Here is a 15,144-nt window from a genome sequence, read left to right as displayed (position 1 = left end):
TTTCCGACAACCTACGGGATTGACTTTCCCTGGCCCTCCCCATATTTCCATAAAGCTTCCGGAATATTCACGGGGAGCGGACATCAAGTATTAATGAACCCTTAAAGAAACAGGACTCGGGTTATTAATAAAAGCCACTCAGAAAACACCCGAGATCCTTTCCAGCCAACCCTGCAAGCCCCTGAAAACGAGGCTTCCGGCTTTATCCTTCAGTTTCTTCGAGTTCGTTCAGTCTTCATTCAGCCGTTGTTAAGCGAGTCTTAACAAACGTTCAGGCAGCATTCAGCGACATATAAATAACCTCTTCGTACCGCCCTCCCAGTACCGAGGCTTCATTACATGTCACTGGACTTTCTGCCATTCTCCCGGCCAAGCATCGGCGAGGACGAAATCGCCGCCGTGGAGCAGGTCCTGCGTTCCGGCTGGATCACCACCGGGCCGAAGAACCAGGAGCTCGAACAGCGCTTCGCCGAACGCCTCGGCTGCCGCCACGCGGTGGCGCTATCCTCGGCCACCGGCGCCCTGCACGTCACCCTGCTGGCGCTGGGCATCGGCCCCGGCGACGAAGTGATCACGCCGTCGCTGACCTGGGTCTCCACCGCCAACGTCATCACCCTGCTCGGCGCCACCCCGGTGTTCGTCGACGTCGACCGCGACACCCTGATGTGTTCGGCGCAGGCAGTGGAAGCCGCCATCGGCCCGCGCACCCGCGCCATCGTGCCGGTGCACTACGCCGGCTCCACCCTGGATCTCGAAGGCCTGCGCACGGTCGCCGGGCGCCACGGCATCGCCCTGGTCGAGGACGCCGCCCACGCGGTCGGCAGCGAATACCGCGGGCGCCCGGTAGGCTCCCGCGGCACGGCGATCTTTTCCTTCCACGCGATCAAGAACCTGACCTGCGCCGAAGGCGCGATGTTCGTCAGCGACGACAGCGCCCTCGCCGAACGGGTCCGCCGCCTCAAGTTCCACGGCCTCGGGGTCGATGCCTACGACCGCCTGAGCCATGGACGCAAGCCGCAGGCGGAAGTGATCGAGCCCGGTTTCAAATACAACCTGGCCGACCTCAACGCCGCCCTCGCGCTGGTCCAGCTCAAGCGCCTGGACGCGCTCAACGCGCGCCGCCAGGCCCTCGCCGAACGCTACCTGGAGCGCCTCGCCGGCCTGCCGCTGGCGCCGCTCGGCCTGCCCGCGCACAAGCAGCGCCACGCCTGGCACCTGTTCATCCTGCGCATCGACGCCGAGGCCTGCGGCCTGGGCCGCGACGCCTTCATGGAAGCCCTGAAGGCGCGCGGCATCGGTAGCGGCATCCATTTCATCGCCAGTCACCTGCACCACTACTACCGCCAGCGCCAGCCGCGCCTGAGCCTGCCCAACAGCGAGTGGAACTCGGCCCGCCTGTGCTCCATCCCGCTGTTCCCCGACATGCGCGACGACGACATCGAGCGCGTCGCCCGCGCCATCGAGGACATCCTGGAGAAACGTCGATGAAGCCCTATCCGATCGACCTGGTCTCGGTGGTGATCCCGGTCTACAACGAGGAAGCCAGCCTGCCCGAACTGCTGCGCCGCACCGAGGCCGCCTGCCTGGAGCTGGGCCGCGCCTTCGAGATCGTGCTGGTCGACGACGGCAGCCGCGACCGCTCCGCGGAACTCTTGCAGGCCGCCGCCGAACGCGACGGCAGCGCCGTGGTGGCGGTGATCCTCAACCGCAACTACGGCCAGCACGCGGCGATCCTCGCCGGCTTCGAACAGTCCCGTGGAGACCTGGTGATCACCCTCGATGCCGACCTGCAGAACCCGCCGGAGGAAATCCCGCGCCTGGTGGAGCGCGCCGCGCAGGGCTACGACGTGGTCGGCAGCATCCGCGCCGAGCGCCAGGACTCGGCCTGGCGGCGCTGGCCTTCGCGCCTGGTGAACCTGGCGGTGCAGCGCTCCACCGGGGTCGCCATGCACGACTACGGCTGCATGCTGCGCGCCTACCGGCGCAGCATCGTCGAAGCGATGCTGGCCTGCCGCGAACGCAGTACCTTCATCCCGATCCTGGCCAACGGCTTCGCCCGGCATACCTGCGAGATCCGCGTCGCCCACGCCGAGCGCGCCCACGGCGAATCGAAATACAGCGCGATGCGCCTGCTCAACCTGATGTTCGACCTGGTCACCTGCATGACCACCACGCCGCTGCGCCTGCTCAGCCTGGTCGGCGGCGGCATGGCCCTGGCCGGCTTCCTCTTCGCCCTGTTCCTCCTCGTGCTGCGCCTGGCCTTCGGCGCCGCCTGGGCCGGCAACGGCCTGTTCGTGCTGTTCGCCGTGCTGTTCATGTTCAGCGGCGTGCAGTTGCTCGGCATGGGCCTGCTCGGCGAGTACCTCGGGCGCATGTACAGCGACGTGCGCGCGCGGCCGCGCTTCTTCATCGAGCGCGTGGTCCGCGCCACGCCCTCCGCGCTTCCCTCGGCCCTGCAGCGGGCCGGTTTCACCTCTTCATCCAGCGAGCCTTCCACGCCATGACCTCGAAAGCCGTCGTCTTCGCCTACCACGACATCGGTTGCACCGGTATCGAAGCCCTGCTCAATGCCGGCTACGAGGTCGCCGCCGTCTTCACCCATGCCGACGACCCACGGGAAAACACCTTCTACGCCTCGGTCGCGCGCCTCTGCGCCGAGCGCGGCATTCCGCTGCACGCGCCCGAGGACGTGAACCATCCGCTGTGGCTGGAGCGCATCCGCCAACTGCGCCCGGACTATCTGTTCTCCTTCTACTACCGCCGCCTGCTCGGCGCCGAACTGCTCGCCTGCGCCGCACGCGGCGCCTACAACCTGCACGGTTCGCTGCTGCCGCGCTACCGCGGACGCGCCCCGGCGAACTGGGTGCTGGTCAACGGCGAAACGCAGACCGGGGTGACCCTGCATCGCATGATCGAGCGCGCCGACGCCGGGCCGATCCTCGCCCAGCAGGCCATCGCCATCGACCCCGAGGACACCGCCCTGAGCCTGCACGGCAAGCTGCGCAAGGCCGCCGGCGCCCTGCTGCGCGACAGCCTGCCGCTGCTCGCCCTCGGCGTGCTGCCGGAAGTCGAGCAGGACGAGAGCCAGGCCAGCCACTTCGGCCGGCGCACCCCGGCGGACGGCCTGCTCGAGTGGCACAGGCCGGCACGGCAGTTGTACGACCTGGTGCGCGCGGTGACCCAGCCCTACCCTGGCGCCTTCTGCCAGGTCGGCGAACAGAAGCTGATCGTCTGGAGCGCCGAGGTGGTCGCCGGCAACCACGGTCGCGAGCCGGGCAGCGTACTGTCCTGCGACCCGCTGCGGATCGCCTGCGGCGAGGACTCGCTGGTGCTGCGCTTCGGCCAGCGCGGCGAGCGCGGCCTGTACCTGGCCGGCACGCAACTGGCCACCGAGCTGGGCCTGGTCGAGGGCGCGCGCCTGCGTGGCGCGGCGTCCGGCCCGCAGCGCCGCACGCGGGTGCTGATCCTCGGGGTCAACGGCTTCATCGGCAACCACCTGTCCGAACGCCTGCTGCGCGACGGGCGCTACGAGGTCCACGGCATGGACATCGGCTCCGACGCCATCGAACGGCTCAAGGCCGACCCGCATTTCCACTTCGTCGAAGGCGACATCGGCATCCATTCGGAGTGGCTCGAATACCATGTGAAGAAATGCGACGTGGTCCTGCCGCTGGTGGCCATCGCCACGCCCATCGAGTACACGCGCAACCCGCTGCGGGTGTTCGAACTGGACTTCGAGGAAAACCTGCGGATCGTCCGCTACTGCGTGAAATACGGCAAACGCGTGGTGTTCCCTTCCACCTCCGAGGTCTACGGCATGTGCCAGGACCCGGACTTCGACGAAGACCGCTCGAATCTGGTGGTCGGGCCGATCAACAAGCAGCGCTGGATCTACTCGGTGTCCAAGCAGTTGCTCGACCGGGTGATCTGGGCCTACGGCCAGCAGGGCCTGCGCTTCACCCTGTTCCGTCCGTTCAACTGGATGGGCCCGCGCCTGGACCGCCTGGATTCGGCGCGGATCGGCAGCTCGCGGGCGATCACCCAGCTCATCCTGCACCTGGTCGAAGGCACGCCGATCCGCCTGGTCGACGGCGGCGCGCAGAAGCGCTGCTTCACCGACGTCGACGACGGCATCGAGGCCCTCGCGCGGATCATCGACAACCGCGACGGCCGCTGCGACGGGCAGATCGTCAACATCGGCAACCCGGACAACGAGGCTAGCATCCGCCAGCTCGGCGAGGAACTGCTGCGCCAGTTCGAGGCCCACCCGCTGCGCGCGCAGTTCCCGCCCTTCGCCGGCTTCCGCGAGGTGGAGAGCCGCAGCTTCTACGGCGACGGCTACCAGGACGTGGCCCACCGCAAGCCGAGCATCGACAACGCCCGGCGCCTGCTCGACTGGCAGCCCACCATCGAACTGCGCGAGACCATCGGCAAGACCCTCGACTTCTTCCTCCACGAAGCGCTCCGCGAGCGCGAGGCACAGGCGTGATCCAGGCCGGCCTGCGCATCGACGTCGACACCTTCCGCGGCACCCGCGACGGGGTGCCGCGGCTGCTCGAGCTGCTCGACGAAGCCGGGCTGAAGGCGACCTTCTTCTTCAGCGTCGGCCCGGACAACATGGGCCGCCACCTCTGGCGCCTGGCGCGCCCGGCGTTCTTCTGGAAGATGCTCCGCTCGCGCGCCGCCAGCCTGTATGGCTGGGACATCCTGCTGGCCGGCACCGCCTGGCCGGGCAAGCCGATCGGCCGCGAACTCGGCCCGCTGATGCGGCGGACCCAGGCCGCCGGCCACGAGGTCGGCCTGCACGCCTGGGACCACCATGCCTGGCAGACCCACGCCGGCGTCTGGAGCGTGCAGCAGCTCGGCGAGCAGATCCGCCGCGGCAGCGATTGCCTGGCGGACATCCTCGGCCAGCCGGTGCGTTGTTCCGCCGCCGCCGGCTGGCGCGCCGACGGCCGGGTGGTCGAGGCCAAGCAGCCCTTCGGCTTCCGCTACAACAGCGACTGCCGCGGACGCGGCGCGTTCCGCCCGCGCCTGGCCGACGGCAGCCCTGGTATCCCGCAGGTGCCGGTGAACCTGCCGACCTTCGACGAGGTGGTCGGTCCCGGCCTGCCGCGCGAGGCCTACAACGACTTCATCCTGGAACGCTTCGCCGCTGGCCGCGACAACGTCTACACCATCCACGCCGAGGTCGAGGGGCTGCTCCTCGCCCCGGCGTTCCGCGAACTGCTGCGGCGCGCCGAACGGCGCGGCATCCGCTTCCGCCCGTTGGGCGAACTGCTGCCGGACGATCCGCGCAGCCTGCCGCTGGCCGAACTGGTGCGCGGCCGCCTGGCCGGCCGCGAGGGCTGGCTGGGAGTGCGCCAGCCATGAGCCGCCGCCAGACCTGGTCGCTGCTGCTGATCGCCTTCGGCCTGTTCTACCTGGTTCCACTGAGCAACCATGGCCTGTGGATTCCCGACGAGACCCGCTACGCGCAGATCAGCCAGGCGATGCTGCTGGGCGGCGACTGGGTGTCGCCGCACTTCCTCGGCCTGCGCTACTTCGAGAAGCCGGTCGCCGGCTACTGGATGATCGCCCTCGGCCAGGCGGTCTTCGGCGAAAACCTGTTCGGCGTGCGCATCGCCTCGGTCGTCGCCACCGCCCTCAGCGTCCTGCTCGCCTACCTGCTGGCCCGCCGCCTGTGGCGCGACCCGCGCACCAGCCTGGCGTGCGCGCTGCTCTACGCCAGCTTCGGCTTGATCGCCGGGCAGTCCGGCTATGCCAACCTCGACCCGCAATTCACCTTCTGGGTCAACCTGAGCCTGGTGGCGCTGTGGTACGCCCTCGACGCGGGGAGCCGCCGCGCGCGCCTGCTCGGCTGGACCCTGCTCGGCCTCGCCTGCGGCATAGGCTTCCTGACCAAGGGCTTCCTCGCCTGGCTGCTGCCGGTGCTGGTCGCCCTGCCCTACATGCTCTGGCAGCGGCGCTGGCGCGAGCTGCTTGGCTACGGCGCGCTGGCGGTGCTGGCGGCGCTGCTCGTCTGCCTGCCCTGGGCGCTCGCCGTGCATGCGCGGGAAGCGGACTACTGGCGGTTCTTCTTCTGGCACGAACACATCCGCCGCTTCGCCGGCGAAGACGCCCAGCACTCTCGCCCGTGGTGGTTCTACCTGCCGTTGCTGGCGGTCGCCTGCCTGCCCTGGAGCGGCCTGCTGCCGAGCGCGCTGCGCCAGGCCTGGCACGAGCGGCGCCAGGCGCCGGTGGTCTTCCTGGCGCTATGGCTGCTGTTGCCGCTGGCGTTCTTCAGCCTGAGCCGGGGCAAGCTGCCGACCTACATCATGCCCTGCCTGCTGCCGCTGGCGCTGCTCATGGGCCACGCCCTGGTGCAACGGCTGCGCCAGGGGAACAGCGTCGCGCTGCGCGGCAACGGGCTGCTCAACCTGGGCCTGGCGCTCCTCGCGCTGGCGGCCCTGGCCTACCTGCAACTGCGCAAGCCGGTGTACCAGGAAGAACCCTTCGAGCTGTTCCTGGTCCTGCTGGTGATCGGCGCCTGGGCCGCCGCCGGCCTCGCCCAGTGGCGCTACCCGCTACGCGCCTGGGCCGCGCCGCTGCTGGCGAGCTGGGTACTGATCGCACTGCTGCCGGCGGCGATGCCCAACCATGTGGTGCAGAACAAGACCCCCGACCTGTTCGTCGCCGAACACCTCGACGAACTGACCGGCGCCCGCCATCTGCTGAGCAACGACCTCGGCGCCGCCTCGGCCCTCGCCTGGCGCCTGCGTCGTAGCGACGTGACGCTCTACGACACGCGCGGCGAGCTGAAGTACGGCCTCTCCTACCCCGAGCACAGCCAGCGCAGCGTGCCCTTGGCAGACATCCGCCAGTGGCTCTGGCGGGCACGCCAGGACGGCTCGGTGGCCGTGCTGCTGCGGATCAACAGCGCCAGCGACCGCTACCAGCTGGCGCTGTTGCCGGGCGACGGCGAACGCTACCGGAACGGCAACCTGGTCCTGGCGATCCTGCCGCAGGTGCGCCCATGAGTGCCGCGCTGCTGCTCGCCACCCTGCTCATGACCGGCCTCGGCCAGGTTGCGCAGAAGCTCACCGTGGAGCACTGGCGCCTGGTCGCCGCCGACGGCTGGACGGCGCGCCTGCGCAGTCCGTGGCCGTGGCTGGCGCTGCTCGCCCTCGGGCTCGGCCTGCTCTGCTGGCTGCTGCTCCTGCAACGGGTGGAAGTCGGCAGCGCCTATCCGATGCTGGCGCTGAACTTCGTCCTGGTCACCCTGGCGGCACGCTTCGTCTTCGATGAGCCGGTGGATCGCCGCCACCTCGCCGGCCTGTTGCTGATCGTCGCCGGCGTGGCCCTGCTCGGGAGGAGCGCATGAACGCGCTACGCGGCTGGCTGGCGGCCCTGGGCAGCGTGCTGCTGGCCAGCGCCGCCCAGCTCGGCATGCGCTGGGGCATGAGCCGCCTGCCGCTGCCGGAAGCCTGGGCCGGGCAAACGCCGGAGCGCGCCGCGCTGCTCGCGGTAGCCCTGGCGGTGGCGGCCTACGCCGCCTCCCTGCTGTGCTGGCTGGCCGCCCTGCGCCACCTGCCGCTGGGCCGCGCCTACAGCCTGTTGAGCGCCAGCTACGCGCTGGTCTACCTGCTGGCGGCGAGCCTGCCGGCGTTCGATGAAACCTTCAGTACCAGCAAGACCCTGGGCGTAGGCCTGGTGGTGCTCGGCGTGTTGACCGTCAACGCCCGCCGCACCGCTGCCGCGCCCGCGCATCATCCGTCGAGGAAAGCACCATGAAGATCAGCGTATTCGGCAGTGGCTATGTAGGACTGGTGCAGGCCGCCGTCCTCGCCGAAGTGGGCCACGATGTACTGTGCATGGACATCGACCGGAACAAGGTCGAACGCCTCGCGCAGGGCCTCGCCAGCATCTACGAACCCGGGCTCGACGCCTTGCTGCGCGAAGGCCTGGACAGCGGCCGCCTGCGTTTCAGCAGCGATGCGCGCCTCGCCGTGGAACACGGCCGGGTGCAGTTCATCGCGGTCGGCACCCCGCCTGGCGAGGACGGCGCGGCCGATCTCGGCGCGGTCTTCGCGGTGGCCGATGCCATCGCCGAGCATCGCCGCAAGCCCGTCATCGTGGTGGAGAAATCGACCGTCCCGGTAGGCACCGGCGACCGCCTGCGCGCGCACATCGAGCGGCGCCTGGAAGCCGACGGACGCGAACTGGAATTCGAGATCGTCTCCAACCCGGAATTCCTCAAGGAAGGCTCCGCCGTCGCCGACTGCCGACGCCCGGACCGCATCGTGGTCGGCTGCGACAACGAAGAGGTGCGCCAGGTGATGCGCGAACTCTACGAGCCGTTCAACCGCAACCACGACCGCATGCTGTTCATGGGCCTGCGCAGCGCCGAACTGACCAAGTACGCGGCGAACGGCATGCTGGCGACCAAGATCAGCTTCATCAACCAGATCGCCGAACTGGCCGAACACCTCGGCGCCGACATCGAGGCGGTGCGCCAGGGCATCGGCGCCGACCCGCGGATCGGCTACCACTTCATCTACCCCGGCTGCGGCTACGGCGGCTCCTGCTTCCCCAAGGACATGCGCGCGCTGATCCACAGCGCCGAGCAGGCGCATTGCTCCAGCGACCTGTTGCAGGCGGTGGAAGCGATCAACCGGCGGCAGAAGCACAAGCTGTTCGAACGCATCCGGGTGTTCTACGACGGCGACCTGCGCGGCAAGACCTTCGCCCTCTGGGGCCTGGCCTTCAAGCCGAACACCGACGACATGCGCGACGCGCCCAGCCGCGAACTGATGGAAGCGCTCTGGCGCCACGGCGCGCAGGTGCGCGCCTACGATCCCGAAGCCATGCAGGAAACCCAGCGGCTCTATGGCCACGACGAACGCCTGAGCCTGATGGGCACCCCCGAGGCGACCCTGGGAGGCGCCGATGCGCTGGTCATCTGCACCGAGTGGCAGCAATTCAAGGCACCGGATTTCGAGCTGCTCAAGGAGCGCCTGAAGGCCCCGGTGATCTTCGACGGGCGCAACCTCTACGACCCCGAGCGCATGGCCCGCCACGGCTTCCACTACTACCCGATGGGACGCGGGCAGTCCTGCTCGTTGCCGATCAACGAGGCCAGCCTCGCACAGGAAGATGGCGTGCGCCTGTTGCGCCAGGCCTGAGGCCGCCCCAGGTCGGATCGACCGCTGGGGCGAATAACCGCTGCGGTTATCCGCTGGTTCGCCGGAGTATCGGCGGATAACGCCTGCGGCGTTATTCGCCCTACCCCCTGCCACGTCGCTCAGGTGGCGTAGGGCGCATGACCGCCTCGCGGCTATCCGCCAGCCGCCGGTTCCCGCGAGGACGAGGTCCCCAGCGCCAGCCCCGGCTCGGCGCCGCGCTTGAGCACGGCGTAGAGCAGCCCGGTAAGCAGGCTGCCGGCGACGATCGCCAGCAGGTACGCCAGGGCGTGGTTGATCGCGTTGGGCACCAGCATCACGAACAACCCGCCGTGAGGCGCCTGCAACTTGCAGCCGAAGTACATCGACAGAGCGCCGGTCAGCGCGCCGCCGGCGATGCTCGCCGGGATCACCCGCAACGGGTCCTTGGCGGCGAACGGGATGGCGCCTTCGGAGATGAAGCACAGCCCCAGCACCGAGGCTGCCTTGCCGGCCTGCCGCTCGCTCTCGGCGAACTTGCGCCGCGCCAGCAGGGTCGCCAGGCCCATGCCGATCGGCGGCACCATGCCCGCCGCCATCACCGCCGCCATCGGCGCGTAGCTGTGCGACGAGAGCAGGCCGACGGAAAAGGCGTAGGCGGCCTTGTTGACCGGTCCGCCGAGGTCGACGCACATCATCCCGCCGAGCAGCAGGCCGAGGAGGATGGCATTGGAGGTGCCCATGCCGTCGAGGAACCCGGTCAGGGCCGCGAGCATCCCGGCCACCGGCTTGCCGACCACGTAGAGCATCAGCAGGCCGGTGACCAGGCTGGCCAGCAACGGGATGACCAGGATCGGCTTCAGCGCTTCCAGGCTCGCCGGCAGCCTCAGCCCGTGGCTGATGGCCCGCGCCGCATAGCCGGCGATGAAGCCGGCGACTATCCCGCCGATGAACCCGGCGCCGAGGGTCCCGGCGAGCAGGCCGCCGAGCATGCCCGGCGCCAGGCCCGGGCGGTCGGCGATGGAATAGGCGATGTAGCCGGCGAGCATCGGCACCATCAGGACGAAAGCCGTGTCGCCGACCGTCCTCAGCACCGCCGCCAGGCTGCCCGGCTGCTTGTAGGCATCGATGCCGAAGGCCAGCGACAGGGCGATCAGCAGGCCGCCCGCGACCACCATCGGCAACATGAACGACACCCCGGTCAGCAGGTGCTTGTACACCCCGCGCTTCTCGTCCCTGGCGACCACCGCGCTGGCTGCGCCCGCGCTCTCGACCTGCCCTTCCGCCAGCGCCCGCTCGAGCGTCGCGCGGGCCTGCTTGAGGGCCACGCCGGTGCCGCAACGGTAGATCTTCTTGCCGGCGAAACGGGCCGTGTCCACGTCGATGTCGGCGGCCAGCAGGACCACGTCGGCGGCGGCGATGTCCGCCGGGTCGAGCGGGTTGCGCGCGCCGACCGAGCCCTGGGTCTCGACCTGCAACGCGAAGCCCAGTTGCCCCGCCGCGAGCTGCAACGCCTCGGCGGCCATGAAGGTGTGCGCCACGCCGGTCGGACAGGCGGTCACCGCGACGATCCGCGGTGCCGCTCCGGCCTCCGGCGCAACCAGGCCGGCCTCGTCCCCGGCGACCTCCACGCTCGCCAGGGCGGCGGCCCGCTGGAGGAAGGCGCGCGGATCGGCCAGCGCCTCGGCGGGACGCGCGCGATACACCGGCTTGCCGACGAAACGCGCCGCCGCCAGCGGCTCGACGCCGACCAGCAGGACCCAGTCGGCTTCGGCGATCTGTTCGGCGCTCAGTTCGCCCTCGGGCCTCGACCCGGCATTCGCCTCGACGCAGGTTTCCCAGCCCAGGCGCTCGGCGGCGCCCCGCAGCAGGCGCGCGGCGAGCACGCTGGTGACCTGTCCGCCAGGGCAGGCGGTGACGATCGCTAGTTTCATCTCAGGCCTCCTCGACCAATGGCTGCACCACGACGCCCGCTTCGATCCGCGCCAGGCGCTGCGGATCGCCGATGCCGAACTCGAACTGGGTCACCGCCAGGCTGGCGATGGCGGTGGCCTGACGCAGCACCCGCTCGGCCGGCCAGCCGCTGGCCAGGCCGTGCAGCATGCCGGCCAGCAGGGAATCGCCGGCGCCCACCGTGCTGGCCACTTCCACCGCCGGCGGCCGCGCCTGCCAGGCACCCTCGGCGGCGAACCAGTTGACCCCCGCGGCGCCCTGGGAAATCACCACCTGGCCTACCCCGTCATGGCGCAGGCGTTCGGCCGCCTGGCGCTGTGCGACCAGGTCATCCATCGGCGCCGAGCAGAGATCGGCCAGTTCCTCGACGTTCGGCTTGATCATCCACGGCGCAGCCTTCACACCTTCGCGCAGGGCCGCGCCACTGCTGTCGAAGGCGACCTTCAGGCCGAGGCGCCGCAAGCGCCGCAGCAGTTCGCCCAGCCATTCCGGCTCGACCCCGCGCGGCAGGCTGCCGGCGACCACCGCCAGCTCGTGCTCCCCGGCAAGCCGGTCGAGGCGTTCGAGCAACGCCGCCTGGGCTCGCTCGTCGGCCTCCGGGCCCGGCCCGTTGAGGTCGCTGACGCGCCCGCCGCGCTCGGCCAGCTTGATGTTGCTGCGGGTTTCGCCCGGCACCCGGACGAACGCATCGGCGAAGCCACGACGCTGGAACATGGCGGTGAACGGCGGCTGGTTGTCTTCGCCGAGGAAGCCGCTGACCGTCAACCGATGGCCGAGGTCGGCAAGCACCTGGGCGACGTTCAGGCCCTTGCCGGCGGCCTGGGTCAGCACCGCCTCGCTGCGGTTAACCGCCCCCAGTTCCAGCTGGCGCAGGCGCACGGTGAGGTCCAGCGCCGGATTCAGGGTAATCGTCAGGATCCGCGCCATTACTGCACCTCCGCTTCCACCAGGGCCCGGACCTCGGCGGCGCTCGCCAGGCCCAGGGCTTTGCGGGCCAGGCCGCGCGCAGCGACCAGCTGCAGTTCGCGCACGCCGGCCTTGACCAGGGCGATGCTGCGCGCCGAAACGCTCAGCTCGTCCACTCCCAGGCCGACCAGCAGCGGCAACGCCAGCGGGTCGGCCGCCAGTTCACCGCAGACGCCGACCCACTTGCCCTCGGCGTGGGCGGCGCGGACGGTCATGTCGATCAGTTGCAGCACCGCCGGATGCAGGCCGTCGGCCTGGGCCGAAAGACTCGGGTGGCCGCGATCGATGGCCAGGGTGTACTGGGTCAGGTCGTTGGTGCCGACGCTGAAGAAATCCACCTCGCGGGCCAGCACCGGCGCGAGCAACGCCGCCGAGGGCACCTCGACCATGATCCCCAGTTGCAGGTCGGCCAGCGGGATTTCCTCGCGCAGGCGCAGCGCCAGGTCACGCGCCTGGCGCCATTCGTCGAGGCTGCCGACCATCGGAAACATCACCCGCAGCGGTCGCTCCCCGGCGGCGCGGAACAGCGCGCGCAACTGGGTCTCGAGGATCTGCGGTCGCTGCAGGGTCAAGCGGATACCGCGCAGGCCCAGATAGGGATTCTCTTCGTGGGGAATCGGCCAGTACGGCAGCGGCTTGTCCCCGCCGACATCCAGGGTCCGCGCCACCAGCGGACGTCCGTCGAGGGCGTCGAGCACCCGACGGTATTCCGCTTCCTGGGTCGCCAGGTCCGGCGCGCGGGCGTTGCTCATGAAGACGAACTCGGTGCGCAGCAGGCCAACGCCCTCGGCGCCCAGCTCCACCGCGCGCGCGGCGCCGGCGGTGTCGCCAAGGTTGGCGCAGACTTCCACCGCGTGGCCGTCGCGGGTCCGCGCAGGCTCCAGACGCTGCGCGTCGGCGCGGGCCTGGCGCTGCTGGCGGGCGTCGCGCTCGGCGGCGGCCTGCTGCAACTGTTCGGTGCTCGGCGCCACCTGCAGCCAGCCGTGCTCGCCATCCAGCAGCAGCGCCGTGCCCGGCTCCAGGCCGAGCACCGCCGCGCCGGCGCCGACCAATGCCGGAATGCCGAGGGCGCGGGCGATGATCGCGCTGTGCGAAGTGGCGCCGCCGCGCGCCGTGAGGATGCCGGCGACCCGCTGGGCGTCGAGGCGGGCGACATCGGAGGGGCCGACCTCGTCCATCACCAGGATGTACGGCTGCTCCGGCTCGCGCGGCGCCTCCACCCCGCAGAGCCTGGCCAGCACCCGCCGGCCGAGGTCGCGGAGGTCGGCGGCGCGCTCGGCGAGCAGCGCGTCGTGCAGCGCCTCCTGCTGCGCCGCGCTGTCTTCCACCACCCGACTCCAGGCCGCTTCGGCGCTTTCGCCGCGATTCAGGCGCAGTTGCACCTGCTCGGCCAGTTCCGGATCGTCGAGCATCTCCCGGTGGGTGACGAAAATCTCGCGGATCGCCTTCACCGTGCTGCGTTCGACCAGGCCGACGATCTCCTCGTCCACCGCCCGCTTGGCCCGCAGCAGGCGCTCGCGTTCATGGGCCGGCGACTCGCCGCGCGGCTGGAACTCGAAGCGCTGCGCCACCTGGACATGCGCCGGACCACTGGCGATGCCCGGCGACGCGGCGATCGCCTGCAGGCGATCGCCGGCGCGCAGCGGCGCCGGCCGGGCATCCTCTTCCGCCTCGCCGACGGCATCGGGCAAGGCCTCCTCCGCCAGCGCTTCGACCTCCTCGCCGAGCCCCTCGCGCACCGCGGCCAGCAAGGCTGGCAGCGCGTCCTCGGCGATCGCCGGCTCGGCGCTGAACTCCAGCGTCTGGCCGCGTCGCGCGCCGAGGGCGAGCAGCTTGCTCAGGCTCTTCGCCGAGACGGGGGCCGCCTCGCTGTCGGCCAGGCGCACCCGGATCTCGCCGGCGAAGCCCTTGGCCAGCTGCGCCAGCGCCTGCGCCGGGCGGGCATGCAGGCCATGCGGGTTGGCCAGGACCGCTCGCGCGCTGGGCCAGTCCGGCGGCAGCTCGCCACCGAGCGCCGCGAGTACGCTGCGGCTGCTGGTGGCGCGCACCAGCTCGGCGCCACGCCCTTCCAGCAACAGGTCGCACAGGCGTTCGAGCAGCGCCTGGTGCGCTTCGCCCAGGCTGGCCAGGCAGAACAGCCCGGTGACCGGTTGCCCCTGGTGCTGTAACGGTTGCGCCGGAGTGACGAAGGCCAGCCCGGGGCGCTTCACCAATTGTTCGCTGTGCAACCAGCACAGCCCGTCGCCCAGCGGCAACGGTTCGGTCTGCTGGAGCACGGCGGCGAAGCCGTTCTCCACGCAGCCGGCCTTCTTCAACAGGCGCGCGCCGAGCCAGGCCAGTTCGTCGAGGTCCTCGGCGTTCTGGCCGAGGCCGACCAGTTGCGCGTCCAGCGCCAGTTCCTGCGGCGCGCCCTGCAACAGGCCGAGGACTTCCTCGGCGCTGGCGGCCGCGCTCAGCGCCGGTCCCAGGTCGGCCTCGCCGAGGGCGCGGGTGAGCAATTGCAGGAGCTGCAGGTGTTCGTCGGACTTCGCCGCGATGCCGATGGCCAGGTAGACCTGCTGGCCATCGCCCCAGTCCACTCCCTCGGGGAATTGCAGCAGGCGCACACCGGTGCTGAAGACCAGCTCGCGGGTATCCGGGGTCCCATGGGGTATGGCGATGCCCTGACCGAGGTAGGTGGAGCCTTGTGCCTCGCGCGCCTTCAGGCCCTCGGCATAGCCGGGCGCGGCCAGGCCGTCGGCGACCAGCGCCGCGCCGAGCAGGCGCAGGGCTTCGGCCTTGTCCGCGGCGCGCTGGCCCATGCGGATCTGCCGGGTATCGAGTTCGAGCATGGAAACCTCCTCAGGAGCGAACGGCTCCCCGTCTCACGTCCGGATCGTCCCGCCGCGCCGAGGCGCGGGCGCGGGATGTGCCGGCGGTAGCGGAAAGCGGCTCGCGGGAGCCTTCCGTACAGCCTGGGGCGGTGATCCGCTTGTTGTCATTGACCTGCCATAGCGTAGGCGGCGCCGCGTTCGGACTGCGCGAGGCAGCCTGGGGCAGGGGGCGCCGGCTTCGCCGGAATCTTTTGCTGAATCGATTCACTTAA

11 protein-coding genes are annotated in these 15,144 nt (G+C 70.3%); 8 read left to right on the top strand and 3 right to left on the bottom strand.

The annotated features are described in order from the left end of the window. The first annotated feature begins 339 nt into the window (after positions 1-339). From arnB to M6E97_RS03670, 8 genes are read left to right on the top strand one after another with little or no spacing between them, the layout of a single operon-like run. Positions 340-1,488, top strand: a complete 1,149-nt coding sequence (arnB, locus tag M6E97_RS03705; protein ID WP_003130049.1) for a UDP-4-amino-4-deoxy-L-arabinose aminotransferase — start codon at positions 340-342, stop codon at positions 1,486-1,488. Beyond that, a complete protein-coding gene (gene arnC, locus M6E97_RS03700) occupies positions 1,485-2,504 on the top strand; it encodes an undecaprenyl-phosphate 4-deoxy-4-formamido-L-arabinose transferase (protein WP_003112880.1) in 1,020 nt (339 codons plus the stop codon). The genes arnB and arnC overlap by 4 nt, the downstream gene beginning before the upstream one ends. Continuing rightward, a complete protein-coding gene (gene arnA, locus M6E97_RS03695; protein ID WP_034005808.1) occupies positions 2,501-4,489 on the top strand; it encodes a bifunctional UDP-4-amino-4-deoxy-L-arabinose formyltransferase/UDP-glucuronic acid oxidase ArnA in 1,989 nt (662 codons plus the stop codon). Before arnC ends, arnA begins: the two co-directional genes overlap by 4 nt. Continuing rightward, entirely contained in the window at positions 4,486-5,373 is an 888-nt protein-coding gene (gene arnD, locus M6E97_RS03690) for a 4-deoxy-4-formamido-L-arabinose-phosphoundecaprenol deformylase (protein WP_003112878.1), read from the top strand. The genes arnA and arnD overlap by 4 nt, the downstream gene beginning before the upstream one ends. After that, positions 5,370-7,019 carry a lipid IV(A) 4-amino-4-deoxy-L-arabinosyltransferase gene (gene arnT, locus M6E97_RS03685; RefSeq protein WP_034005806.1) on the top strand — a complete coding sequence of 550 codons (1,650 nt, stop codon included), beginning with the start codon at positions 5,370-5,372 and terminating at the stop codon, positions 7,017-7,019. Before arnD ends, arnT begins: the two co-directional genes overlap by 4 nt. Further along, the gene (locus M6E97_RS03680; RefSeq protein ID WP_003112876.1) at positions 7,016-7,363 is read left to right on the top strand and encodes an EamA family transporter; all 348 of its coding nucleotides are present in this window, start codon (positions 7,016-7,018) and stop codon (positions 7,361-7,363) included. Before arnT ends, M6E97_RS03680 begins: the two co-directional genes overlap by 4 nt. Then, on the top strand, positions 7,360-7,773 hold the full coding sequence (arnF, locus tag M6E97_RS03675) for a 4-amino-4-deoxy-L-arabinose-phosphoundecaprenol flippase subunit ArnF (RefSeq protein WP_003110472.1): 414 nt from the start codon (positions 7,360-7,362) through the stop codon (positions 7,771-7,773). Before M6E97_RS03680 ends, arnF begins: the two co-directional genes overlap by 4 nt. Continuing rightward, complete coding sequence (locus M6E97_RS03670; RefSeq protein WP_003117510.1) at positions 7,770-9,164, top strand: UDP-glucose 6-dehydrogenase; 1,395 nt, start codon at positions 7,770-7,772, stop codon at positions 9,162-9,164. Before arnF ends, M6E97_RS03670 begins: the two co-directional genes overlap by 4 nt. 152 nt (positions 9,165-9,316) lie before the next feature. On the opposite strand, the gene M6E97_RS03665 is transcribed toward M6E97_RS03670, so the two are convergent. From M6E97_RS03665 to ptsP, 3 genes are read right to left on the bottom strand one after another with little or no spacing between them, the layout of a single operon-like run. Then, complete coding sequence (locus tag M6E97_RS03665) at positions 9,317-11,074, bottom strand: PTS fructose-like transporter subunit IIB (RefSeq protein ID WP_003107161.1); 1,758 nt, start codon at positions 11,072-11,074, stop codon at positions 9,317-9,319. A gap of 1 nt (position 11,075) precedes the next feature. Then, a complete protein-coding gene (pfkB, locus tag M6E97_RS03660) occupies positions 11,076-12,020 on the bottom strand; it encodes a 1-phosphofructokinase (RefSeq protein ID WP_003112874.1) in 945 nt (314 codons plus the stop codon). After that, positions 12,020-14,890 carry a phosphoenolpyruvate--protein phosphotransferase gene (gene ptsP, locus M6E97_RS03655; protein ID WP_014833909.1) on the bottom strand — a complete coding sequence of 957 codons (2,871 nt, stop codon included), beginning with the start codon at positions 14,888-14,890 and terminating at the stop codon, positions 12,020-12,022. Before ptsP ends, pfkB begins: the two co-directional genes overlap by 1 nt. Between the last annotated feature and the right edge of the window lie 254 nt (positions 14,891-15,144).

Origin of the sequence: Pseudomonas sp. B111 (assembly GCF_026428275.1) — a bacterium.
Lineage (GTDB): Bacteria > Pseudomonadota > Gammaproteobacteria > Pseudomonadales > Pseudomonadaceae > Pseudomonas > Pseudomonas aeruginosa.
This window is presented reverse-complemented; position numbering and strand designations above follow the sequence as displayed.